This is a genomic window from Rhodococcus sp. GA1 (genome assembly GCF_024321955.1).
GTDB classification, from domain to species: domain Bacteria; phylum Actinomycetota; class Actinomycetes; order Mycobacteriales; family Mycobacteriaceae; genus Rhodococcus; species Rhodococcus pyridinivorans.
The window spans coordinates 3,597,132-3,619,689 of record NZ_CP097186.1 but is presented as its reverse complement, the minus strand read 5'-3'; the positions used below and the strand labels follow the sequence as shown (position 1 = coordinate 3,619,689).

Annotated in this window: 21 protein-coding genes; 12 read left to right on the top strand and 9 right to left on the bottom strand. The window is 66.8% G+C overall.

The genetic code is table 11. From position 1 onward, the window contains the following. Window positions 1-106: 106 nt before the first annotated feature. The gene (locus M3330_RS17055) at window positions 107-1,162 is read right to left on the bottom strand and encodes an alpha/beta hydrolase (protein ID WP_041803435.1); all 1,056 of its coding nucleotides are present in this window, start codon (window positions 1,160-1,162) and stop codon (window positions 107-109) included. A gap of 187 nt (window positions 1,163-1,349) precedes the next feature. On the opposite strand from M3330_RS17055, the gene M3330_RS17050 reads away from it, so the two are divergent. From M3330_RS17050 to M3330_RS17035, 4 genes are all read left to right on the top strand, one after another. Then, window positions 1,350-2,876 carry an FAD-dependent oxidoreductase gene (locus M3330_RS17050; RefSeq protein WP_006553567.1) on the top strand — a complete coding sequence of 509 codons (1,527 nt, stop codon included), beginning with the start codon at window positions 1,350-1,352 and terminating at the stop codon, window positions 2,874-2,876. A gap of 89 nt (window positions 2,877-2,965) precedes the next feature. Further along, a complete protein-coding gene (locus M3330_RS17045; RefSeq protein WP_006553568.1) occupies window positions 2,966-3,532 on the top strand; it encodes a type 1 glutamine amidotransferase domain-containing protein in 567 nt (188 codons plus the stop codon). Window positions 3,533-3,632: 100 nt separating this feature from the next. Further along, a complete protein-coding gene (locus tag M3330_RS17040; protein ID WP_255025614.1) occupies window positions 3,633-3,779 on the top strand; it encodes a hypothetical protein in 147 nt (48 codons plus the stop codon). Between the two features lie 139 nt (window positions 3,780-3,918). Beyond that, entirely contained in the window at window positions 3,919-5,361 is a 1,443-nt protein-coding gene (locus tag M3330_RS17035) for a trehalose-6-phosphate synthase (protein ID WP_255025613.1), read from the top strand. Between the two features lie 85 nt (window positions 5,362-5,446). Here M3330_RS17035 and M3330_RS17030 read toward each other — a convergent pair whose 3' ends face one another. After that, window positions 5,447-5,644, bottom strand: coding sequence for a hypothetical protein (locus M3330_RS17030; RefSeq protein ID WP_019291151.1), 198 nt, complete (start codon window positions 5,642-5,644; stop codon window positions 5,447-5,449). Window positions 5,645-6,093: 449 nt separating this feature from the next. On the opposite strand from M3330_RS17030, the gene M3330_RS17025 reads away from it, so the two are divergent. Both M3330_RS17025 and M3330_RS17020 read left to right on the top strand, forming a co-directional pair. Then, complete coding sequence (locus M3330_RS17025; RefSeq protein ID WP_019291150.1) at window positions 6,094-6,450, top strand: hypothetical protein; 357 nt, start codon at window positions 6,094-6,096, stop codon at window positions 6,448-6,450. Between the two features lie 117 nt (window positions 6,451-6,567). Next, entirely contained in the window at window positions 6,568-7,806 is a 1,239-nt protein-coding gene (locus M3330_RS17020) for a glycosyltransferase (RefSeq protein WP_255025611.1), read from the top strand. A gap of 32 nt (window positions 7,807-7,838) precedes the next feature. On the opposite strand, the gene M3330_RS17015 is transcribed toward M3330_RS17020, so the two are convergent. Both M3330_RS17015 and M3330_RS17010 read right to left on the bottom strand, forming a co-directional pair. After that, complete coding sequence (locus M3330_RS17015) at window positions 7,839-8,330, bottom strand: hypothetical protein (RefSeq protein WP_006553573.1); 492 nt, start codon at window positions 8,328-8,330, stop codon at window positions 7,839-7,841. 187 nt (window positions 8,331-8,517) lie between these two features. Continuing rightward, complete coding sequence (locus tag M3330_RS17010) at window positions 8,518-8,961, bottom strand: STAS domain-containing protein (protein WP_231413320.1); 444 nt, start codon at window positions 8,959-8,961, stop codon at window positions 8,518-8,520. A 307-nt stretch (window positions 8,962-9,268) separates the two neighbouring features. Between M3330_RS17010 and M3330_RS17005 the strand changes: the two genes are divergently transcribed. Together M3330_RS17005 and M3330_RS17000 are read left to right on the top strand one after the other, a co-directional pair. Beyond that, window positions 9,269-9,688 carry an anti-sigma factor gene (locus tag M3330_RS17005; protein WP_006553575.1) on the top strand — a complete coding sequence of 140 codons (420 nt, stop codon included), beginning with the start codon at window positions 9,269-9,271 and terminating at the stop codon, window positions 9,686-9,688. Next, window positions 9,685-10,467 (top strand): SigB/SigF/SigG family RNA polymerase sigma factor, encoded by a 783-nt coding sequence (locus tag M3330_RS17000; RefSeq protein WP_006553576.1) that lies wholly within the window; start codon window positions 9,685-9,687, stop codon window positions 10,465-10,467. The genes M3330_RS17005 and M3330_RS17000 overlap by 4 nt, the downstream gene beginning before the upstream one ends. Before the next feature lie 43 nt (window positions 10,468-10,510). Here the strand turns inward: M3330_RS17000 and M3330_RS16995 are convergent, their stop codons facing one another. The 4 genes from M3330_RS16995 to aceA all read right to left on the bottom strand — a co-directional run bounded on the left by M3330_RS16995 (window position 10,511) and on the right by aceA (window position 16,409). Continuing rightward, window positions 10,511-11,569 carry an NAD(P)-dependent alcohol dehydrogenase gene (locus tag M3330_RS16995; protein ID WP_039585432.1) on the bottom strand — a complete coding sequence of 353 codons (1,059 nt, stop codon included), beginning with the start codon at window positions 11,567-11,569 and terminating at the stop codon, window positions 10,511-10,513. Between the two features lie 79 nt (window positions 11,570-11,648). After that, on the bottom strand, window positions 11,649-13,949 hold the full coding sequence (metE, locus tag M3330_RS16990; protein WP_255025610.1) for a 5-methyltetrahydropteroyltriglutamate--homocysteine S-methyltransferase: 2,301 nt from the start codon (window positions 13,947-13,949) through the stop codon (window positions 11,649-11,651). A gap of 105 nt (window positions 13,950-14,054) precedes the next feature. Continuing rightward, window positions 14,055-14,951 (bottom strand): 3-hydroxybutyryl-CoA dehydrogenase, encoded by an 897-nt coding sequence (locus M3330_RS16985; protein WP_019291147.1) that lies wholly within the window; start codon window positions 14,949-14,951, stop codon window positions 14,055-14,057. A 168-nt stretch (window positions 14,952-15,119) separates the two neighbouring features. Further along, window positions 15,120-16,409: an isocitrate lyase gene (aceA, locus tag M3330_RS16980; protein WP_006553580.1), complete on the bottom strand. Its 1,290-nt coding sequence runs from the start codon at window positions 16,407-16,409 to the stop codon at window positions 15,120-15,122. Between the two features lie 534 nt (window positions 16,410-16,943). On the opposite strand from aceA, the gene M3330_RS16975 reads away from it, so the two are divergent. Genes M3330_RS16975 through M3330_RS16965 form a run of 3 tightly spaced genes read left to right on the top strand, consistent with a single transcriptional unit; the run spans window position 16,944 to window position 19,976 of the window. Further along, window positions 16,944-18,089, top strand: coding sequence for a globin domain-containing protein (locus tag M3330_RS16975; RefSeq protein ID WP_255028924.1), 1,146 nt, complete (start codon window positions 16,944-16,946; stop codon window positions 18,087-18,089). A gap of 53 nt (window positions 18,090-18,142) precedes the next feature. Then, entirely contained in the window at window positions 18,143-19,555 is a 1,413-nt protein-coding gene (gene ramB / locus M3330_RS16970) for an acetate metabolism transcriptional regulator RamB (protein ID WP_006553582.1), read from the top strand. A gap of 19 nt (window positions 19,556-19,574) precedes the next feature. Further along, window positions 19,575-19,976, top strand: a complete 402-nt coding sequence (locus M3330_RS16965) for a PPOX class F420-dependent oxidoreductase (RefSeq protein WP_024101771.1) — start codon at window positions 19,575-19,577, stop codon at window positions 19,974-19,976. A 67-nt stretch (window positions 19,977-20,043) separates the two neighbouring features. On the opposite strand, the gene M3330_RS16960 is transcribed toward M3330_RS16965, so the two are convergent. Next, window positions 20,044-20,937, bottom strand: coding sequence for a type IV toxin-antitoxin system AbiEi family antitoxin domain-containing protein (locus tag M3330_RS16960; RefSeq protein WP_024101772.1), 894 nt, complete (start codon window positions 20,935-20,937; stop codon window positions 20,044-20,046). A 332-nt stretch (window positions 20,938-21,269) separates the two neighbouring features. On the opposite strand from M3330_RS16960, the gene urtA reads away from it, so the two are divergent. Continuing rightward, window positions 21,270-22,544 (top strand): urea ABC transporter substrate-binding protein, encoded by a 1,275-nt coding sequence (urtA, locus tag M3330_RS16955; RefSeq protein ID WP_024101773.1) that lies wholly within the window; start codon window positions 21,270-21,272, stop codon window positions 22,542-22,544. Window positions 22,545-22,558: the final 14 nt, after the last annotated feature.

Below are 22,558 nucleotides of genomic sequence, written 5' to 3'. Positions count from 1 at the left end.
ACGAGTGCCGCGACCGAGCGGTCCCGACTCCAATTGATTCGGGCCGCTGCAGTTCTCAGAGCACTACAGTTCTCAGAGCACTGCAGTTCTCAGAGCACTGCAGTGCTCAGGCGACTGCGGAATCGGAGACGTAGCGAGAGATCGGCGTGACGACGGACCGTTGCGCACGACCGGTCGTGTCCGTCACGGACTGCACGAACCGGCCGGCCTCGGCGAGCGCACGCCGGCTCTCGGGAACGCTGTCGGCGAAGATCGGGAAGGCGTGCACCTGGTGTCGCCACAGGTGCAGGTCACAGCTGACCCCTGCCTCCCGCACGGCCCGCGCCATGGATTCTGCGTCGCTGCGCAGCAATTCGTCGTGACCGGCGTGGATCATCACCGGGGGCAGCACACTGAGGTCGTTGTCGAGCGGGCACATCAGCGGTCCGGGCTCCCCGTCGACGGTCAGACGGGTATGGGTGCCCTCGATGTAGCGTACGAGCGACTGCACGGCCGATCCGGGGAACATGGGGCAGGCCGCCTGCATGTCGTGTTCGGCGCGACGATCGGAATCGAGGTCGACGAGGGGCGACAGCGCGACGATTCCGGCGGGGCGGGGCAGATCGGATTCCGCGATGGCCAGGGCCGTCATGAACGACAGGTATCCTCCGGCGGAGTCGCCTGCGACGACGATGTCCTCTCCCCGATAGCCTTTCTCGCACAACCACTCGTAACCGCGTACCGCGTCGTCCACCGCGTGTGCGAGGGGAGCGTTCGGCAGCATGCGGTAGTCGACGCTGAGCACCGCGCCGTCGGCGCGATCCGACAGGCTCACGGCCAGCGAACGATGAGTGTTCAATCCGCACATCAGGAACGCGCCACCGTGCAGGTACAGCACCGCGCGCTTGGTCGATCGTCCTTCCGCGCGGATCCACTCTGCACTGCACGCGCCCAGGTCGACGTCCACGTACTGGGCTCCGGAGGGCTTGGGGAGGAGGGACGCAGCGCCGTCGACGACCGACAGTGGCCACGCGAGGTCGGGCCGGGCCATCCATGCCCCGACGACCGGCTTCGCGAGTGCGCGTACCGCGCCCCGAACGACTCGGGAGCGCACGCTTCCACCTCGGTGGGTGCGGCTGACGCCCTCACCTCCACCGAAATCGTCGATCTCAGAAGACAGCACTGGAACCTCCCGTGGGACACCCACGAAACCGGTTGATTTATTTCGCCTTACGCGACGTGGTACTGCGGTTTACCCACACCTGTCCGGCATCGAAACACCCGGTTCGGATCACGAACCGGAAACAACGATGCGAGAGGCTCCCGCAGCGCCCCGTTTACCGGTCCGGCCGGGGAGGTAACCAGCGCGTATGCCTACCGAGACCACGGTGTCCCTCTGGCGGGATCGCGCCCCGCACATCGCGACGTACGACGACTGGACGGCCCGCCGGGAGCGCTACGACATCGTGGTCGTCGGCGCCGGGATCACGGGCACCGTGACGGCGCTGCTCCTCGCTGAGAGGGGACTACGCGTTGCGGTGCTCGAAGCCCGGGACATCGGGGCGGTGACCACCGGGAACACCACCGGCAAGGTCAGCGTCCTGCAGGGCACACGCCTGTCGCAGATCGGCCGCAGACATTCCGGTGCGATCCGTCAGGGATATGTCGACGGCACCCTCGCGGCACAACGATGGGTGGTCGATTTCTGCACGCGGCACGGACTCGACTTCGACCGTGCGGACGCCTATACCTACGCGCAGGATCCGTCGAACGTGAGCATGATCGACGCGGAATACCACCACTGCCGCGCCGCCGGGTTACCGGCCGAGAGGGTCGGTGAGATCCCGCTGCCCTTCGGCGTGGCCGCGGCAGTCACGATTCCCGACCAGGTGCAGGTCGATCCCATGCCCATTCTGTTCACGGCGGTCGACCGGGCGCGTGCGTGCGGCGCCGAAGTGTTCGTCGGGCGGCGCGTGAAGACCGTGGACACCGAGGACGCAGGATGCATCGTCCGCACCGACGACGGCAACATCCGTGCAGATCGCGTCGTACTTGCAACCGGCATCCCCATCCTGGACCGCGGTGCATTCTTCGCCAGGATGGAACCCGACCGCTCGTACTCCATCGCCGTCGAAGTGCCCGGTGGCCCGCCGGAAGGGATGTTCTTGTCCGCGGACAGTCCCACCCGGTCGCTCCGCACCGCCTCTGCGGCGGGAACGTCCTCGTCGGCGGATCGACTACTGCTTGTCGGCGGCAACGGACACGTCGTCGGCCGGCACGATTCGACCCGCTCCGCATACGACGACCTGCTGCGATGGAGTCAACGGACCTTCCCCGGCGCCCACGAACTGTACCGGTGGTCGGCGCAGGACTACACGAACATGGACAGCCTCCCCGAGGTCGGGCCCGTCCTGCCCGGTGCCGACCGGATCTGGGTGGCGACCGGCTTCGGCAAGTGGGGTATGACCGGCGGGGTCGCGGCGGCGCACATCATCGCGTCCCGGTTCTCGGAGTCGCCGGATCCCGAGGTCGAGGCGTGGGCGCCCGCCATGGCGGCATGGCGCACCGAACTGGTGACCGGCATTCCCACCGCAGCCAAACTCAATGCCACCGTCGCATTGCACATGGCCAAGGGCTGGTTGCAGGCCGCGACGTCCTCCGGATCAAAGCCGGAAGAAGGACAGGGACGGGTGGTACGCAGTTGCGGACGTCCCGTCGGCGTGTCCACGGTCGACGGCCGGACGCACCGCGTGAGCGCGGTCTGCCCGCACCTCGGCGGAATCCTGCGGTGGAACGACGCGGAGTCGTCGTGGGACTGCCCGCTGCACGGCTCCCGATTCACTGCCGACGGCACTCTGCTGGAGGGGCCCGCGACCGGCAACCTTTCCCCCAGGTGACGCCGAGGGTGGAAAAAGGCGTGAGAGCCCGCGTTTCACGCCATCCGAGCCGGGTAATTCTGACAGCAGTCGAGAAAGGACACACGAACATGAATTCCGCCGATGGGGCACGACTGTCCGGACTGACCATCGCAATTCTCGCGACGAACGGAGTCGAGGAGGTCGAGTTCGTCGAGCCGCGTAAAGCTCTCGAGGACGAGGGCGCCACGGTCCGACTCGTCTCGATCGAGCAGGGCGAGATCCAGGCAATGGAGAAGGACGTCAACGCCGCAGGGAAATACACCGTCGATCACCTCGTCTCGGAGGTCTCCCCCGGCGACTTCGACGGCCTGGTGCTTCCCGGTGGAACCACGAATCCCGATCAGCTGCGCCAGGACGACAAGGCCGTGTCGTTCGTGCGGGAGTTCGTCACCTCCGGGCGCCCGGTCGGCGTGATCTGCCACGGACCGTGGATGCTCGTCGAGGCCGACGTGGTGCGCGACCGCACCCTCACGTCGTATCCGAGCGTTCGTACCGACATCCGCAACGCCGGCGGAAACGTCGTCGATCAAGAGGTGGTCGTCGATCGCAACCTGGTCTCGAGCCGCAACCCCGGCGACCTGCCGGCATTCTGCAAGGCACTCATAGATCTCTTCGCGGCGAACCCCGCGAGCTGAATCGTTCGGGCCACGACGCAGGCCGATCCTCGTCACTTCACCGACCGCGACCACAAAGGTCCCGGTCCATCTCCGCCTGTTTTCCGAAAGGACCTCGACGATGCTCGAGCAGAGCCCCGTTTCCGGCGCCACCTTCTTCCCGCCCGCAACCCTCCACCAGGGCGTGCGATTCAGTACCGCGGAGATCAAGAAGCGTATCGACGAAATGTTCGACAACCCGGCTGCTCCCCTGCCGAGCGAAAGCTGATTTTCCGGAGAACTGCTGGTCGAAGGCCCGCAGCGGTGCACGCAATTTGCGGCCCCCTACCCGCCTTGATAACAAGAAGTAGTCGATTTCGAACATGTGGGATTGGTTCGCCGTAAGGCAGTTGCACGAAGGCGGGATTATGAACGAACCGAACTCCGACGATTTCGTCGTGGTCGCCAACCGTTTGCCGGTGGATCTCGAGACGCCGACCGACGGTGGCCCGCCGGTCTGGCGACGCAGCCCCGGTGGCCTGGTGACCGCGATGGAGACCGTCCTGAGGTCCAACAGTGGCGCCTGGGTCGGCTGGCCCGGCACTCCCGACGTGACGGTCGATCCCTTCGAGGAGGACGGGCTCTCGCTGTATCCGGTGGAGTTGTCCTCCCAGGAGGTCGAGGAGTACTACGAGGGTTTCTCGAACGACACTCTGTGGCCGCTCTACCACGACGCGCTCATCCCACCCACTTTCGACCGCCGGTGGTGGCGGACCTATCGCGCGGTCAATCAGCGATTCGCCGAGGCCGCGGCCCGTGCCGCTGCCCCCGGGGCGACGGTGTGGGTGCACGACTACCAGCTCCAGCTCGTTCCCCGGATGTTGCGTGAACTCCGGCCCGACGTCACGATCGGTTTCTTCCTCCACATCCCCTTCCCGCCTACCGAACTGTTCCTGCAGTTGCCGTGGCGGAAGGCGATCGTCGACGGTCTGCTCGGCGCCGATCTCGTCGGTTTCCATCTCCCCGGCGGGGCACAGAACTTCCTCTATCTCGCCAACCGGCTCTTCGGACTTCCGGCACCGCGCGGGACCTCGTCGGGCGGCACCATCGTTCTCGGCGACCGGCAGGTTCGTGTCGGTGCCTACCCCATCTCCATCGACTCCGCGCAGCTCCGGGAACGTTCCCGCGACACCGCCGTTCAGGAGCGTGCCGCCGAGATCCGCAGGGACCTGGGCGATCCGGAGGTCATGCTGCTCGGCGTCGACCGGCTCGACTACACCAAGGGGATCGACGTACGTCTCGAGGCCCTGCACGAGCTGTTCGCCGAAGGCATCCTCGATCCCGAGAAGGTCGTGATGGTGCAGTTGGCCACGCCGAGCCGCGAGCGTTTGACGGCGTACGCACAACTCCGCGACCAGGTGGAGCGCGAAGTGGGTCGGATCAACGGCGAGTTCGCCAGGCTCGGTTCCCCCGTCGTCCACTACCTCCATGCCTCGGTCGACCGCGACGAACTGCTCGCGATGTACACCGGTGCCGATGTCATGCTGGTCACTCCCCTGCGCGACGGCATGAACCTCGTCGCCAAGGAATACATCGCCTGCCACCCCGACGGCAGCGGTTCGTTGGTGCTCAGCGAATTCGCCGGGGCGGCAGCCGAACTCCGCCGCGCTCTTCTGGTCAACCCACACGATCTCGAAGGCGTCAAGCGCGCGATCGTGGAAGCGATAGAGGAGGACCCGGCCGAACGGAAGAAGCGCATGAAGACCATGCACGCGCACGTCATGGAGTACGACGTCGCCCGCTGGTCGCGCACCTTCCTCGAGGATCTGCGGGCCACCTCGGGTGCGCACGTCACCGCCTCCGGAAGCTAGGCGTGCGGGTCCTCTCCGACATCTGTCGGAAGAGGACCCGCACGCTCCGCACCTCGAACAGCGACAGACCCGAAGGAATGCGGACCTACCCGCTCGGCTGCGGCACCTCGCACTCGACCTGGGGATTGACGCCCGCGTAGTTGAGCGGCCCGGCCACCACCGTGACTGCCACTGTCGCGAGACTGCTGCAATTCTGGTCCGAGTCGCTGAAGTAGCCGCGCTGACCGGCCGCCACCGCACCGATGATCAACCAGATCAGGACCACGAGACTCACCAATCGCACGACCTCACCTCGATCCGTCTCATATGCCGGACCGTCCGGCCGGGTAGCAATACCCGAGGGGGAAACCGAACAAACGCACCGAGCGCCCTGATCCGGCCCTAACGGACGAAACTCTCCAAGGTCGGATCGGGCGGGGATGAATCCGGGTCCGGCGGCGCCTGGCGCTCGCAGGAGACGGACGTCGAACTGCGGGCACTGGCCGAACGACTCGTACACGAGATCACGTCCTTGCCGGCCCTCGCCGAACAGCATCGGAGCCACTTCGGCCACGTCTTCATGACCGTGCACCAGCACGCCTGACGCCCGGCTCACCCCACCTCTCGTGGGGCGACCACCGCACATCCGGATTGGGCGACCTGGCCGGGGGTACTCGGAGAGCGCGTCACGCCGGCCGTTACGCGCGTGCGCCGCCATCGCGCGTGCACCGTTCGGCCACGAGAAGGAGAGCCATGACCCAGGATGTGGAGAAACGCTGGAACGACCCCCGGACGGCCCGTAAGGCCACGATGTACGCGGGGGGCGTGATCGTCGCTGCGCTCGTGGTGATGGGCGTCGCCATCCTCTGGGGCACGAACTCCGGACAGGACTGCAGCGACGCCGCATTCGCGGTGTGCACCGATCCCGCCCGCCAGATCCTGGTCTTCGGACCCACACTCGTGCTCCTGCTCGGCGGACTCGGCGCACTGTTGACGGCCTACCGCACGTGGAAGCGCGGCGGTCGCTGGCCGATCTGGCAGGGTGCGGGATGGGTACTGCTGGTGCTGATGGTCGTCTACGCCACCATCTCCGCCCGCGCCATCATCTGATCCGGGACCCCACACGAACGAACAGGTGGGGCAGCAGCGTATTTCGGTTCGTACCGGCGCGCCGTGACCGGTTTATCCCCCACCACACACGGGAATACCGCTGTGGTGAAGATCGCGATGGTTGCCGGACAAGTGAATCCCCTGCTCGGTCACGGCGCGCACGCAGATGCGCCGCCGCAAGGACTTCACGTCCACCTGGCCGAACTGTCGTCCGCCCTCGCCGGGGCCGGTCACGAGGTGGTGGTCTACACACGCCGCGAGGACCGCGACGACCCCGACCGGATCTCCGCCCCCGGTGGATACGAGGTGGTGCAGGTACCGGCAGGACCACCGTCCCCGCTGCGTCCCGACGAAACCGCCTCTGCGATGGGGGAATTCGGGAGCTTCCTGGATCGGGAGTGGCGCCAGCGGCCACCGGACATCACCCACGCCCACTACTGGCTGTCCGGACTGGCCACGCAGCTCGCCACCCGTTCGCTGGGCATCCCCACGGTTCAGACCTTCCATTCCCTCGGCACGGTCGAGCACCGGATCCGGGAGAAGACTGCGATGGACGCGTCCGCGCGCGACCGAATCCGCTTGGAGCGGCTCCTCGCCCGGGGCGCGACACGCATGATCGCGACGAGTTCCGACGAGGTGTTCGAGCTGGCGCGCATGGGACTTCCCCGCACGCGGACCACGGTGGTGCCGAGCGGCGTGGACGCCGTGCACTACAGCACCGCTGCCGCTCCCGACACCACGAGGACCCGCAAGCATCGTCTGCTCGCAGCCGGCCCTCTCGAACTGAGCTCCGGATTCGACATCGCCATCGAAGCGCTGGCGGGCATTCCCGACACCGAGTTGATCATCGCCGCGCATCCCGCTCCCCCGTACTCGTCGCGCCGAGCGGACGAGCAGGAGAAGTCCCGACTCGTGAAGCTCGCACGCGTACGCGGTGTGCAGGGACGCGTCCGGATCCGCCGCGATGTCGGGCGGGACGAGATGCCCGGTCTCCTCCTGTCCACCGACGCCGTGGTCTCCACTCCCTGGCACGATCCGTCGGGGATGCTCGCCCTGCAGGCGATGTCGTGCGGTCGCCCGGTCATCGCAACTGCTTCCGGTGGAATGCTCGACACCGTGCTCGACGAGGCGACCGGCCTTCTCGTGCCCACCCGCTCCCCCGAGGCCGTCGCGGCCGCCGCGCGCCGGCTTCTCTCCGATGCGACGACACGCGCCACCTTCGGTATCGCCGGACGCGACCGCGTTCTCGCCCGGTACACCTGGGATCGCGTGGCGGAGGACACCCTTCGCGCCTACGAACGCTGCGTGCCGGTCCGGCGTACTGCACACCGGACCGCACGGACCGGCGTGCAGTAGCGCCCGTCGAACCTCTACAGACGCCGGAACGATCAGCGACGGAAGTCCTGATCGTTCCGGTGTGCGCCCGCTGGGCCGGCCTCGTCGCCCGGCACGGTGTTCGGGACCTGATCCGACGAACCTGCCGTCCGCGGAACCGGATCCGCGCGGTGATCACCGCGCTCGGCGTGTTCCGCCGAACGGGGATCCAGCTCTTCCGCCCGGCGACGACGCTCGTCGAGTTCGGCTCGTGCCGCTTCGGCGGTACGACGTTCCTCCTCGGAGCGGGCGCGCAGCCGCTCCGCCTCGGCCGCCTTCGCTTCGGCGTCCGCCGCGGCGCGACGGGCCTCCGCTTCGGTGCGTTCGGCCGACGCCGCCCGCTGTTCGACTCCCGGCCTGTTCTCCTCGACGCTGCGACGCAGACGTTCGGCTTCGGCACGCCGGCGCTCGGCACGCCGGTTGCGGAGCGTCCACCCCAGCACCGCCACTACCACCAACGCGACGACCACCGCTATCACCAGCAGAATCCAGTCGTTCGTGCTCATCTCGACCTCCTCGGGTTCACCAGCGGGTTCCCCCGGGTCGAAGTGACGAAACGGGCACCTCGGGCCGAGCGGCGGATCGGAGATGCCCTCCGAACAGAACCGTTGCCGCCCGGGAAACCCGAACGGCAACGGTATGGAGGGGCGTGGCGGATTGCGGCCACGCCGTATGGTCGGCTCTCCCGGCCTGTTACTTCACGCGAGCGAGCGCAGCAAGCGCTGCTTCACGTGTTCTGCATGCCTTGGAAGCGATGGTCGCGTCGGCGACCCGGAGCAACCGTTCCACCGGTCGCCCACTCAGAAGTGCCCAGCGGACGTTCAGGGCACGCGCACGTTCGTCGAGATCGTCGAAGGCCGACAACCCGGCCGCACCGAAGAATTCGACTGCTCCGAGATCGACGACCATACGGATCGATTCTTCGAGCTGCCGATGGGTGAACGCGTGTAGAGCGTGTGCGTTGCGGATGTCGATCTCGCCTCGCACGTCGATCCAGACGAGGTCCGGTTCGATCTTCTGCGCGCTGAATTCTGCGCCGACGACCCGTTCTGCGGGAATGTCGGACCTGATCGGCCGAGCCGACCACCCGGATGGGACGGAATCTACCTGTGCGGCAATTCGCTGAGGAACTGTCATAGCACTTCCCAACATCGAAAATTGCAGGAAGCACGACCTACGAGACAGGCACAACCGGTGACCGATCGGAACCCTCCCGAAACAGGGGTGCTTCCGTGTTCTCGGCTGTGTGCTCAACCTTCTGCCGCCACAGTAGTCCACGAACCACGGGCACTCAACACGCGATCGTGCATTTCGGGAATGTTGCGGCCCCCTGCCCAGGTCACGGTGGATGGATTGAATTCGCGGTATCTGGGTAATCTCTCCGACGACCAGACAGACACGACCCGCTCGTACCCCCACTCCCCGTACTGGAGACATCAGGCTCATGGCAAAATCCGCGTCGATCGAATCGGCACGCGACCACAATCCCCCGGTAGTCGAACTTCGAGTAGAGGCCCATCCCGACCAGCTCGCAGTGCTCCGAGCGGTAGCCGCCGCGATCGCGCTGCAGCACGACTTCGACCTCGATACCGTTGCGGATGTGAAGCTCGCCGTCGACGAAGCGGCCACGCGGCTGATCATGGGCGCACCCGAGGACGCGATCCTGGCGTGCTCGTTCCGGGCGGCTCTCCCGCTGCTGCACATCAGCCTGTCGGCGCCCACGAACGACGCCTCCGAGATCGGGCAGCCGCGCTCCTTCGGATGGCACGTGCTCAACTCGCTGACCGAGTCCATCTCGGTGACGAGCGACGACTCGCGCGCCACGATCGACATGTCCATCGCCGAAGGCAGCGCCGATCGGTGACGCGCAACACGGGTAGGTCGAGCGACGAGTACGCCGACGTCACCGAAACGTTGAGAACACTCCTCGCACTCGAGGAGGGCGACCCCGGTCGCATCCGCATCCGCGACGCAGTGGTCGAGCGGTGCCTGCCGCTCGCCGAGCACATCGCCCGGCGCTTCGACGGCCGTGGTGAGGCCTTCGAAGATCTGCTGCAGGTCGCGCGCCTGGGCCTGGTCAACGCGGTCGACCGTTTCGACCCCGAACGCGGTTCGGATTTCGTCTCCTTCGCGGTCCCCACGATCATGGGCGAGGTGCGCCGGCACTTCCGTGACGCCGGCTGGGCGGTTCGTGTGCCGCGACGCATGAAGGAACTGCATCTGTCCCTGAGCAAGGCCACGTCCGAGCTCTCCCAGCAGCTCGGACGTGCACCCACCGCCTCCGAGCTCGCCGAGGTACTCGGCATCGATCAGGAGGAGGTGCTGCAGGGTCTCGTGGCCGGCAACGCCTACCAGACCGTGTCGGTCGACCGGTCGTCCCCGTCCGGCGACGACGGGCTCACCCTCGCCGACACGCTCGGCGACTACGACGCCGCGCTCGACGAGGTCGAGAACCACGAGGCGCTGCGTCCGCTGCTCGAGGCCCTTCCGGCCCGCGAACGCACGGTCGTGCTGCTGCGCTTCTTCGGCAACATGACGCAGACGCAGATCGCCGAGCGCGTGGGTGTCTCGCAGATGCACGTGTCGCGTCTGCTCACGAAGACCCTCGCGCAGCTCCGCGATCAGCTCGGCGACAACTTCTGACGGGTCGACGTCCCGGGCTCCCGTGCCCGGGACGTCGACGCGGTCAGAACGTCGAGGCGTCGATCACGAAGCGATAGCGCACATCACTGGCGACCACACGGTCGTATGCCTCGTTGATACGGTCCGCGGAGATCAGCTCGATCTCCGCACCGATGCCGTGCTCTGCGCAGAAGTCGAGCATCGCCTGCGTGTCGGGGATTCCGCCGACATTCGATCCGGCCATCGCACGATCGTTCATCGCGAGCGAGAACGCCCGCACCGACAGCGGCTTCTCGGGCAGGCCGAGGCCGACGAGGGTGCCGTGCAGCCGCAGCAACGACAGGTAGCGGTCGAGGTCGAGGTTGACCGAGACGGTGTTGAGGATCAGATCGAACTTCCCGCGCAACTCCTTGAAGGTCGACTCGTCCTCGGTGGACCGGTAGTCGACCGCACCGAAGCGCAGGCCGTCGTCCCGCTTCGACAGCGAGTGACCGAGCACGGTCACCTCCGCACCCATCGCTGCCGCGATCTTCACTCCGACATGCCCGAGACCGCCCATGCCGATGATCGCGACCTTGCTCCCCGGCCCGGCATTCCACCGCTTCAGCGGCGAGTACAGGGTGATTCCCGCGCACAGCAGAGGCGCCGCGGCGGCCGGGTCGAGTCCGTCGGGAATCCTCAGGACGAAGTGTTCGGTGACGACGATGTGTGTCGAGTAGCCGCCCTGGGTGACGGAGCCGTCGCGGTCGACGGAGTTGTAGGTTCCCGTCACCCGACTGGTGCAGTGCTGCTCGAATCCTGTTCGGCAGGGCTCACATTCACCACAGGAGTTCACGAAGCAACCCACGCCGACGCGGTCTCCGACGGCGTGCTTCGTGACACCGGAACCGACGGCGGCGACGGTGCCGACGATCTCGTGGCCCGGCACGATCGGGTACTTGGTTCCGCCCCACTCGTTCCGGGCGGTGTGGATGTCGGAATGGCAGATGCCGGCGAATTCGATGGCGATGAGCACGTCGAGCGGGCCGAGGGCACGTCGTTCGACGGTGGTCTTCGACAGGGGCGCGTCGGGCGCGGTGGCGGCGTATGCGGCGACGGTGGTCGTACCGGTTGTGGACGTCATTCCTCCACAACTACTCCGCCTCGCGACGATGTGCACCCGCGGGGGACTCCCGCAGGTGCACGTCGTGGAGACGGTTCGACTATCCGGCCTGGTCGGACCGGTGTGTCGCCCGGCGGCGCAGTCGTCGCGCCGCAGCGACGAGGTTGCGCAGCGACGGCTCGAGCTGCCAGTGGTGACGGGTTTTGAGACCACCGTCCGGATTGGCCCACAAGCGGTCGAGTTCCACCGATTCCGCCGCCTCGCTGAGCAACTCGTCGAGCTCGTCGATGTTCGGGATCCGGGCCGAGCGGGACTCGTAGACACCGGGACCGACACCGTGGGACAGCGCGCGGTCCTTGATCGCCTCGAGCACCCAGCGGATCGAGCGTGTCGCCACGATCGCCGTGACGTCGGCGTCGAGCCGCTCGATCGCGTCGACCACCGACACCTGACCCGAATAGGTCAGGTGCGTGTGGATCTGCGTCTCCGGCTTCGCGCCACCGGTGGCGAGACGGAAGGCGTCGACGGCCCAGTCGAGGTACTCGGAGCGCCCGTCCTGCCGCAGCGGCAACAGTTCCCGGATGGCCGGTTCGTCGACCTGGATGATCGCGATGCCCGCCCGCTCGAGATCGGCGATCTCGTCGCGGATGGCCAGCGCGAGCTGGTCGGCCGTCTCGTGGAGCGGCTGATCCTGACGCACGTAGGAACGCGCCAGCATCGTCACCGGACCGGTGAGCATGCCCTTGACCGGCTTGTCGGTCAGCGACTGCGCGAACGAGATCCACTCGACCGTCATCGGCTTCGGCCGCACGATGTCGCCGTAGAGGATCGGCGGACGCGTGCAGCGCGAACCGTAGGCCTGCACCCAGCCGAAGTGCGTGGTGGCAAAGCCCTCCATCAGCTCGGCGAAGTACTGCACCATGTCGTTGCGTTCGTGCTCGCCGTGGGCGAGGACGTCGAGACCGATGTCCTCCTGCAGACGGATGGTGGACTCGATCTCCTCCTGGATCCGCTTGACGTACTCGCCGTACGACATCCGGCCACGAGCGAGTTCCGCTCGTGCCCTGCGGATCTCCGCGGTCTGCGGGAACGACCCCAGGGTTGTCACCGGCACCGGCGGCAGATCCAGTCGCTTCTGCTGCGCGGCGCGGCGCTCCTCGTACGGCGCGCGCACCCGATGGGCGGGCGTGACCGCGTTCAGACGTGCACGGACGGTGTGCTTCTGCTTGAAGTGCACCGACACGGGCGGCTTGCGCCACCGCTCCTCGGCTCCGGTCGTGAGCGCCTTGGCAAGGGAGACCACCTCCCCCACCTTCTGCTTCGCGAACGCGAGACGGTCGGCGACGTCACCGGGGATGTCGTACTCGACGAGCAGGTCGTAGGGCACGTGCAGCAGCGAGGACGAGGTCGACACGACGAGATCCGGTGCGACCGCGGCGAGCGACTTCAGGTAGTCGAGGGTGCGGCGGCGGTCGACCTTCCACACGTTGCGGCCGTCGACGACACCGGCGTAGATGCGCTTGCGCTTGAGTCCGGGCACTGCGGCCAGTTCGTCCGCGCTCATGCGGCCGTTGACCAGGTCCAGGCCGATCGCTTCGATCTTCGACGCGGCCAGGATCGGCAGTGCCTCACCGAGATGCCCGTACGGGCCGGTCACGAGCAGACGCGGACGCAGCGGAGCGTGCGAGAGCGCGTCGTAGGTACGCGCGAGGGCTGCGAGCTCCTCCTCGCTGCGGTCCTCGGTGAACGACGGCTCGTCGAGCTGCACGCAGGTGGCACCGGCACGGGCGAGCTGCTCGAAGAGCTTCTCGTATTCGGGGAGCAGCGCGTCGAGCAGGTCGAGGGTGCGGAAACCCTCCTTCGTCGACGTCGGTGCGACCTTCGACAGCAGCAGCAGCGAGACCGGGCCGAGCACCACCGGCCGCAGCTCGATACCCTCGGCCTTCGCACGCTCGAACTCGTCGAGTACGGCCGCCGAATTCAGCTCGAAGACGGTGTTCTCGTCGAGTTCGGGCTGGCGGTAGTGGTAGTTGCTGCCGAACCAGCGCACCAGCTCGAGCGGCGGGAAGTCCTCGCGGCCACGGCACAGCGTGAAGTACAGATCGAGCGGGTCGAGCTCATCGGCCAGTGGACGGAACCGCTCGGGCAGCGCGCCGAACAACAGCGCGTTGTCCAGGACGTGATCGTAGTAGGAGAACGTGTTGCCGGGTACCTGGGTCAGACCCGTGGCTGCGAGCTCGCGCCAGGTGTTCTCCTGGAGCTCGCGAGCGACCGCGACAAGTTCGTCGTGCGTGCCCTCACCGTGCCAGTAGGCCTCGAGGGCGAACTTGAGCTCGCGGCGGGGCCCGATGCGCGGGTACCCGAGGATGCTCGATCCGTATCCGTCGGCGAGAGTTGCCATGTCGGCGTCGACCTTTCCCTCATGCACGTCGCGCCCGTGCACCGGTGACCAGTGTTCGGAACACTGTCGCCGGGCACGGGCGCCGTGTGCGGTGGTGCTACCTGGCTAGCCGGCCTTCTTGACCGTGCGACCGTTGTCGGCGTACTCGTAGAAGCCGGCGCCCGACTTCTTGCCGACGAGTCCCGCCTCGACCATGCGCTGCAGCAGCGGCGGGGCCGAGTACAGGGGCTCTTTGAACTCCTCGTACATGGAGTCGGCGATCGACTTGACGGTGTCCAGACCGACCAGGTCGGTCAGGGCGAGCGGACCCATCGGGTGGGCGCAACCCAGGACCATCGTCTTGTCGATGTCCTCCTTGGTGGCGAAGCCGGACTCGACCATCCGGATCGCCGAGAGCAGGTACGGCACCAGCAGTGCGTTGGCGATGAAACCTGCACGGTCGGAGGACCGCACGACCTGCTTGCCCAGTACGTCGGCTGCGAACGCCTCGGCGCGCTCGGCGACGGTGGGGCTGGTCTTCAGGGTGGTGACGAGCTCGACGAGCGGGAGCACCGGAACAGGGTTGAAGAAGTGCATGCCGATGACACGCTCGGGCGCACCGGTCGCGATACCGAGCTTCATGATCGGGATCGACGAGGTGTTCGAGGCGAGCACCGCGTTGGGATCGGTGACGATCTTGTCGAGCTCCGCGAGGATCTCGCTCTTGACCTTCTCGTCCTCGACGACGGCCTCCACCACGAGCTGCCGATCGGCGAAGTCACCGAGATCGGAGGTGAAGCGCAGACGCCATGCGGCCTGCTCACGCTCCCGTTCGGTGATCTTTCCGCTGCTCACGCCCCGGTCCAGCGACCGGAGGATCCGGGCACGTCCGGCAGCCGCGAGTTCGCGGGTCTGCTCGAACACCAGTACGTCGACATGAGCGCGTGCGCACACCTCGGCGATACCTGCGCCCATGATGCCGGCGCCGATCACGCCGACGCGCTGAATCTTTTCGCTGGTCACGTCAGCTCCTTCTCGTTGTGGGGGTCGTGGCCGAGGCCGGAAGTACAAGCGAGGACCCGTCGGGTGCGCGCGTTTCGAACTGCTCCGGATACGCACGCACCCCGCGGCAGGACATGGGGACCTGTGGATCCCGCCGCGGGGTGGTGGACCTCGGGGTGGCGCTGGTTCCTAGTGGAACTGGCCTTCCTCGGTGGAGCCCTTCAGGGCAGCCGTGGAGGTGTTGGGATCGACGGTGGTGGCGATGGTGTCGAAGTAACCGGCACCGACCTCACGCTGGTGCTTGATGGCGGTGAAGCCGCGCTCCTTGGCCGCCTTGAACTCGCGCTCCTGCAGGTCGACGAAGGCCGTCATGCCCTCGCGGGCGTAGCCGTGCGCCAGGTCGAACATGCCGTAGTTGAGCGAGTGGAAGCCGGCGAGGGTGATGAACTGGAACTTGAAGCCCATCGCGCCGAGCTCCTTCTGGAATTTCGCGATGGTCGCGTCGTCCAGGTGAGCCTTCCAGTTGAAGGACGGCGAGCAGTTGTAGGCCAGCAGCTGGTCCGGGAACTCGCTGCGGACGCCCTCGGCGAACTTCTTGGCGACCTCGAGGTCCGGAACACCGGTCTCCATCCAGATGAGGTCGGAGTACGGAGCGTAGGCCTTCGCACGGGCGATGCAGGGCTCGATGCCGTTCTTGACGTGGTAGAAGCCCTCGGCGGTGCGCTCACCGGTGATGAACGGGCGGTCACGCTCGTCGACATCGGAGGTGATGAGGGTCGCGGCCTCGGCGTCGGTGCGGGCGATGACCACGGTCGGGACGTCCGCGACGTCGGCCGCGAGGCGAGCCGAGGTCAGGGTGCGGATGTGCTGCTGCGTGGGGATGAGCACCTTGCCACCGAGGTGACCGCACTTCTTCTCCGACGCGAGCTGGTCCTCCCAGTGGGAACCGGCGACGCCGGCCGCGATCATGGCCTTCTGCAGCTCGTAGACGTTGAGGGCGCCACCGAAGCCGGCCTCACCGTCGGCGACGATCGGAGCGAGCCAGTTGTCGACGGAAGTGTCGCCCTCGACCTTGGCGATCTCGTCGGCGCGCAGCAGCGCGTTGTTGATACGGCGGACGACCTGCGGAACCGAGTTCGCCGGGTACAGCGACTGGTCCGGGTAGGTGTGGCCGGACAGGTTGGCGTCGCCGGCGACCTGCCAACCGGAGAGGTAGATGGCCTTCAGGCCGGCGCGGACCTGCTGGACCGCCTGGTTACCGGTGAGGGCGCCGAGCGAGTTGATGTAGTCCTCGTTGTTGACGAGGTCCCACAGGATCTCGGAACCGCGGCGAGCGAGGGTGGCTTCCTCGACGACGTTGCCCTGCAGCTTGGCGACCTGCTCGGCGGTGTAGTTGCGGGTGATCCCCTTCCAGCGCGGATTGGTGTCCCAATCCTTCTGGATCTCTTCTGCAGTCCTCGGGGTGCCGGTGGTCGACATCAAATCTCCACTCTCTAGATCTGCCCCGCTCGGGATGAAGCAGTACGCGTGTACGACTTCACATCCTTTGCGTGCCGTTCGGATGTACAAGAACGACAATGACACAGTCCAAAAAGCCCGTCTACCTGTTGCTAATGCCAATCTCGGCTATTTTCGTCGCAGCCATTGCGAAGATTGCCAATCGATGGTCGGTCCAACTACCCGAATCGGGCACGGGTTTATTACCCGCGAGTAGTAACTACCTCGGCTTTTGCCGCTGCCGTCCGGCCCACACCGCCGGGACGCCTCGTCCCGCCGACTCCCCCACCTCGGGACGGATCGGACACCTGCCTGTGACTGCCTTCACAAACGGTGATCGTGGTTTGTGATCCCCATTGACCCCTGGAATCCCATCCGTAACATGTCTCGGGCCGGATCGGGGCCGGTGCATCGTAGTGCCTTCGTGTGTCAGGGCCCCGGCAGAACAGCCCCCGAACACGAGGAGTCGACATTCTCTCGAGTACGTCGCGGTCGATCGTCGAAGCGACCCTGCCGGTGGTCGGCGCCGAGATCGGCACGATCTCACGTGTCTTCTACAACCGGCTCTTCCGGGCCGTCCCGTCCCTGCGGGACACCTTCAACCGCACCAACCAGGCCAACGGGGCCCAGCAACGGGCGCTCGCCGACTCGGTCGCCGCTTTCGCATCACTGCTGGTCACCCACGCACCGACCGACATCGACCCGATCATGGAGCGGATCGCCGCCAAACATGCGTCCCTCGGTGTACAGGCCGCGCACTACGGGATCGTGCGGACCCACCTGTTCGCCGCGATCGCCGAGGTGCTCGGCGACGCCGTCACACCGCAGGTCGCCGTGGCCTGGCACGAGGTGTACACGCTGATGGCGAACTCGCTCGTCGAGCAGGAGACGGAGCTGTACCGGCGGGCCGGTGTGGCCCCCGGTGACATCTGGCGTCGGGTTGTCGTCACCGAACACGAGTACGACGGCGCGCACGCGGCCACCTTCCACCTCCGCTCCGTCGACGGTCGGCCGCTGCCGGCCTTCCTTCCCGGCCAGTACATCTCGGTGCGGGTCGCGCTGCCGAACGGCTCCGAGCAGATCCGCCAGTACACCGTCTTCCCGGGCAGGACGAGCGGCGAGTGGGCCGTCACCGTCAAGCGCGTGCCGGGCGGACTCGTCTCCCCCGTGCTGTGCGACGGCCTGGGCGTCGACGATCACCTCCTCGTGTCGCCGCCGTTCGGCAGCGTCGTCGTCGACAGGGGCAGCGAACCGTTGCTGCTCGCCTCGGCGGGCGTGGGCGTGACGATGACGATCGCGGCGCTGCGCGACATGCAGTCCCGGGGCGACGGCCGGAGCGTCGACGTCGTCCACGTCGACCGCACCCCCTACGAGCAACCGCACCGGACCGAACTCGCCATCCTGGTCGACTCGTTGCCGGACGCCCGGCTGCACGTGCGCTACACCGAGTACGACGAGATCCGCAGCGACGGACGAACTCCACTGTCCGGGCTGACGATTCCGGGCGATGCCCGCACCTATGTGTGCGGTCCGATCACGTTCATGCGTGCCATCCGCTCGGATCTCGTCGCGTCGGGGGTATCCCCCGAGTCGATTCACTTCGAGGCGTTCGCGCCGGGCTCGTGGTTCGGCCTCGAGGCCCCACCGGTATCTGTCGATTAACACGCTGCGAACGCTGCCTTGCGAAGGCTGCGAGGCAGTTCTACCCTGGGCGAATGGCCAAGACCTATGTAGGCGCCCGGCTGCGGCAGCTACGCACCGAGCGAGGACTCAGCCAGGCCGCGCTCGCCAAGACCCTCGAGATCTCGGCGAGTTATCTCAACCAGATCGAGCACGACGTCAGGCCGCTGACGGTGCCCGTCCTGCTCCGGATCAGCGAGGTCTTCGGGGTCGACGCCACCTTCTTCTCCTCGCAGGACGACACCCGTCTGATCGCGGAGATGCGGGAGGTCGCGCTCGACCGGGAGATGGGCATCGAGGCCGACGCCCAGGAGATCGCCGAGATGGTCGCAGCCCACCCCACTCTGGCGCGCGCGATGGTCAATCTCCACCGGCGCTTCCGCAACACCACCGCGCAGCTCGCCGTCGCGACCGAGGAGAGGTACAGCGACGGCAGCGGCAGCGGTGCGATCACCATGCCCCACGAGGAGGTCCGCGACTACTTCTACCAGCGGCAGAACTACCTGCACGATCTCGACACCGCGGCCGAGGAGCTGGCCAACCGCATCCGGTTCCACCGCGGCGACGTGGGGGGCGAGATCGCTCGCCGCATGACCACGGTCCACGATGTGCAGATCGTCAAGCGCATCGACCTCGGCGAGAACATCCTTCACCGCTACGACCCCGAGACCCGTGTCCTGGAGGTCGCGCCGCAGTTGTCCGGCGGGCAGCAGGTCTTCAAGCTGGCCATCGAACTCGCGTACCTGGAGTGTGGAGAGCTCATCGACCGCCTCGTCGCGGAGGGTTCGTTCACGAGCGATGCCTCACGCGCGCTGGCCCGGCTCGGGCTCGCCAACTACTGGGCGGCCGCACTGATCCTGCCGTACACGCAGTTCCACGAGATCGCAGAGGACTTCCGCTACGATGTCGAACGCCTGTCGGCCTTCTACGGCGTCAGCTACGAGACGATCGCGCACCGGCTGTCGACACTCCAACGTCCGAAGCTGCGGGGCGTCCCGTTCTCGTTCGTGCGCGTCGACCGCGCGGGCAACATGTCGAAGCGCCAGTCCGCCACCGGTTTCCACTTCTCCACCAGCGGTGGCACGTGCCCGTTGTGGAACGTCTACGAGACCTTCGCCTATCCCGGCAAGATCATGACGCAGATCGCGCAGATGCCCGACGGTCGTCGCTATCTGTGGGTCGCGCGCACGGTCGAGCGTCGCGCCGCGCGTTACGGCCAGCCGTCGAAGACGTTCGCGATCGGTCTCGGCTGCGAACTGCGGCACGCGCATCGCCTCGTCTATGCCGACGGTCTCGACCTCGACGAGTCCAATCCCGGCACGCCGATCGGCTCGGGTTGCCGCGTGTGCGAGCGGATGAACTGCCCGCAGCGCGCCTTCCCTCCCCTGGGCAAGGAGATCGACATCAACGAGCACCGCTCGTCGGTCTCGCCGTATCTGGTGCGCTGAGCGTCGGTAGGCTCGTCGCATGGCACGCACCCCCGACTCGATAGGCGCGAAGGCACTCGAGTTCCTGTCCGAGTACCACCTCGCGACGCTCACGACCCTCCGCAAGGACGGCTCGCCGCACGTCGTCGCCGTCGGGTTCACGTGGGACGGCGAGGCCGGCCTCGCCCGCGTCATCACCTTCGAGGGCTCCCAGAAGACCCTCAACGTCGAGCGCGGGGGTTACGCGGTGGTGAGCCAGGTCGACGGCGGTCGCTGGCTCACCCTCGAGGGCCCGGCCCGCGTTACGCGCGAGCCGGCCGACGTCCGCGAGGGCGAGCGTCGCTACGCCGCCCGCTACCGCGAACCCCGCCCCAACCCCCGCCGCGTCGTCATCGAGATCGCAGTCGAGCGCGTGATGGGCTCGGTCCTCGACCCCATCTGACGCATCCGCTCGCTTGTTTGCCATCCGCAGCGGAAGCAGATGCGGCACATAGCTGGGAGGGTAGCGGTTACCGCCACGCACGGGCGACAGCACGGTCGAAGCGAGCGAGGACGACGTCGAACCGGGACAGTTCGGGCCACGTCCACCTGACCACTTCGAAGCCGAGGTCGCGCAGGGCGTCCTCCCGTCGCTTCTCGTTCCGTAGGGCCTCGACGCCTCCCTTGTCGTACTTGCCCATCCCGTCGAACTCACCGACGACTCCTTCGTCCTCCCAGAGGAAGTCGACCCGGGCGACGAACTGCCCGTCGGGTGTTCGTATCTCCTTCTGGAGCGTCGGTGCGGGCATGCCGGCCTGATGCATCCGGATGCGACTCAGCGATTCTCCCGGACTCTCGCTGCGACCGTCGAGAAATGCAGCCACGCGTCGCGCCGCGGCGATACCCCTACGCGGCCCGGACTCGTCGAGACAACAGAGCAACGCGGAGCCGAACTCGGCATCACGAGCCGCAGCACAATCACCCGCGATCACGGCTTCGTCGAAGTCGAGTGTGCAGGCGAGATCCACGACGGTCCGGGCGAGCGAGGTGCACGCTATGCCCGCGACCTCCGACAGGTCGTGAGGACGCAGAGGGGCGACGTGCAGGTGACGGTTCGCGTTCCTCCGACCACCACCCGATCTGCCGCGGGTGACGTGGACCCGTGTGAGATCCGGCTTCCACAGGGCGAGCCCGTGCAGGACGGCGGCGGACTCGTGGCTGATCACCGTGCCGGGCGCGAGCACTGCCCCGACGGATCGCACGCGCACGCGATAGCGATCGAGTTCGTCGAGGGAGTCGTCGCGGTGGAGGTAGACGCCGGGTTCGAGTCGCTCGAGTTCACCGGCGCGTACCGCACGACGGATCTCGGAGTCGGTCATCCCGGAAGCGAGAGCGGTGGTCCGCAGGAAAGGTGTCGGTCGCATGCGGACAACCGTGCCCGATCGTCGTGGTGCAGACGCGGTGCGAACACCGGTATTCGCGTCGCCTGTGGATGATCTCGCCACCTGTGGACAAACAGTTCGCTACACCGTCAGCTATCCGCCGCAGCGATTGCCGTAGCGGATAGCGAAGGTCGTAGCTGATGCTTGTGCGCATTTTGTAACGCCCACGAAATCTGTGTCACGAGACCGTGACCGGAAGATATTCCCGCGCAACAACTCCCTTCTACTGTGTGGCCTCACGGATACAGCGCTGTATACGCCTCCCGGATACACCGGGGTCCCCTCAGGCCACACCTTCGAAGGAAGGGCTCTACATGTCTGTTGTCAGGTCCAGGCTCGCCACCCGCGCCATCGCGGCCCCCGCAGCACTCGTCGCAGTCGGACTCGTGCTGTCCGCCTGCGGAAGCCGCGCAGGTGACGAGGGCAGCACGGCCGCCTCCGGTGCTGCGTCGTGCGTCGACACCTCGGGCGACACCGTCAAGGTCGGCTCGCTCAACTCCCTGTCGGGCACGATGGCGATCTCCGAGGTCACCGTCCGCGACTCGATCGCGCTGGCCGTCGAGGAGATCAACGCCGACGGCGGTGTGCTCGGCAAGCAGATCGAGATCGTCTCCGAGGACGGCGCATCCGAGCCGACGGTGTTCGCGGAGAAGGCCGAAAAGCTCATCGGATCCGACTGCGTCGCAGCGGTGTTCGGTGGCTGGACATCGTCGAGTCGCAAGGCGATGCTGCCGGTCTTCGAGGACCGCAACGCGCTGCTGTACTACCCCGTCCAGTACGAGGGCCTCGAGTCGTCATCGAACATCTTCTACACCGGCGCGACCACCAACCAGCAGATCGTGCCGGCCCTGGACTACCTGAAGGAACAGGGCGTGAAGTCGCTCTACCTCGTCGGTAGCGACTACGTCTTCCCGCAGACCGCCAACCGCATCATCAAGGCGTACGCCGAGGCCAACGACATCGAGATCAAGGGTGAGGACTACACCCCGCTCGGCTCCACCGACTTCTCCACCATCGTCAACAAGGTGCGCACCGCCGACGCCGACGCGGTGTTCAACACACTCAACGGCGACTCCAACGTCGCGTTCTTCCGCGAGTACACCAACGCCGGCCTCAACGCGAAGGACATGCCGGTCGTGTCGGTGTCCATCGCCGAGGAGGAGGTGGGCGGCATCGGCGCGCAGAACATCGAGGGCCAGCTCACCGCGTGGAACTACTACCAGACCGTCGACTCCCCCGAGAACACCTCGTTCGTCGAGGCGTACAAGGCGAAGTACGGCGCGAACAAGCCGACCTCCGATCCCATGGAGGCCGCTTACACCTCGGTCTACCTGTGGAAGAACACCGTCGAGAAGGCCGAGTCCTTCGAGGTCGACGACGTCGTCGAAGCCGCCGACGGCGTGACCTTCGACGCCCCCGAGGGCACCGTCACGATCGATGGCGACAACCACCACATCACCAAGACCGCTCGCGTCGGTGAGATCCGCGGCGACGGCCTGATCTACACCGTCTGGGAGTCCGACGGCGCCATCGAGCCCGACCCGTACCTCGAGTCCTACGACTGGGCGTCGGGCCTGTCCGGTAACTGAGCACGGAAGCCGAA

Bases quoted from the DNA above. Each gene is read 5' to 3' on its own strand.
- M3330_RS17050 (WP_006553567.1), top strand. From the start codon at position 1,350: ATGCCTACCGAGACCACGGTGTCCCTCTGGCGGGATCGCGCCCCGCAC.
- M3330_RS17045 (WP_006553568.1), top strand. From the start codon at position 2,966: ATGAATTCCGCCGATGGGGCACGACTGTCCGGACTGACCATCGCAATT.
- M3330_RS17040 (WP_255025614.1), top strand. From the start codon at position 3,633: ATGCTCGAGCAGAGCCCCGTTTCCGGCGCCACCTTCTTCCCGCCCGCA.
- M3330_RS17035 (WP_255025613.1), top strand. From the start codon at position 3,919: ATGAACGAACCGAACTCCGACGATTTCGTCGTGGTCGCCAACCGTTTG.
- M3330_RS17025 (WP_019291150.1), top strand. From the start codon at position 6,094: ATGACCCAGGATGTGGAGAAACGCTGGAACGACCCCCGGACGGCCCGT.
- M3330_RS17020 (WP_255025611.1), top strand. From the start codon at position 6,568: ATGGTTGCCGGACAAGTGAATCCCCTGCTCGGTCACGGCGCGCACGCA.
- M3330_RS17015 (WP_006553573.1), bottom strand. From the start codon at position 8,330: ATGAGCACGAACGACTGGATTCTGCTGGTGATAGCGGTGGTCGTCGCG.
- M3330_RS17010 (WP_231413320.1), bottom strand. From the start codon at position 8,961: ATGACAGTTCCTCAGCGAATTGCCGCACAGGTAGATTCCGTCCCATCC.
- M3330_RS17005 (WP_006553575.1), top strand. From the start codon at position 9,269: ATGGCAAAATCCGCGTCGATCGAATCGGCACGCGACCACAATCCCCCG.
- M3330_RS16995 (WP_039585432.1), bottom strand. From the start codon at position 11,569: ATGACGTCCACAACCGGTACGACCACCGTCGCCGCATACGCCGCCACC.
- metE (WP_255025610.1), bottom strand. From the start codon at position 13,949: ATGGCAACTCTCGCCGACGGATACGGATCGAGCATCCTCGGGTACCCG.
- aceA (WP_006553580.1), bottom strand. From the start codon at position 16,409: ATGTCGACCACCGGCACCCCGAGGACTGCAGAAGAGATCCAGAAGGAT.
- ramB (WP_006553582.1), top strand. From the start codon at position 18,143: ATGGCCAAGACCTATGTAGGCGCCCGGCTGCGGCAGCTACGCACCGAG.
- M3330_RS16965 (WP_024101771.1), top strand. From the start codon at position 19,575: ATGGCACGCACCCCCGACTCGATAGGCGCGAAGGCACTCGAGTTCCTG.
- M3330_RS16960 (WP_024101772.1), bottom strand. From the start codon at position 20,937: ATGCGACCGACACCTTTCCTGCGGACCACCGCTCTCGCTTCCGGGATG.
- urtA (WP_024101773.1), top strand. From the start codon at position 21,270: ATGTCTGTTGTCAGGTCCAGGCTCGCCACCCGCGCCATCGCGGCCCCC.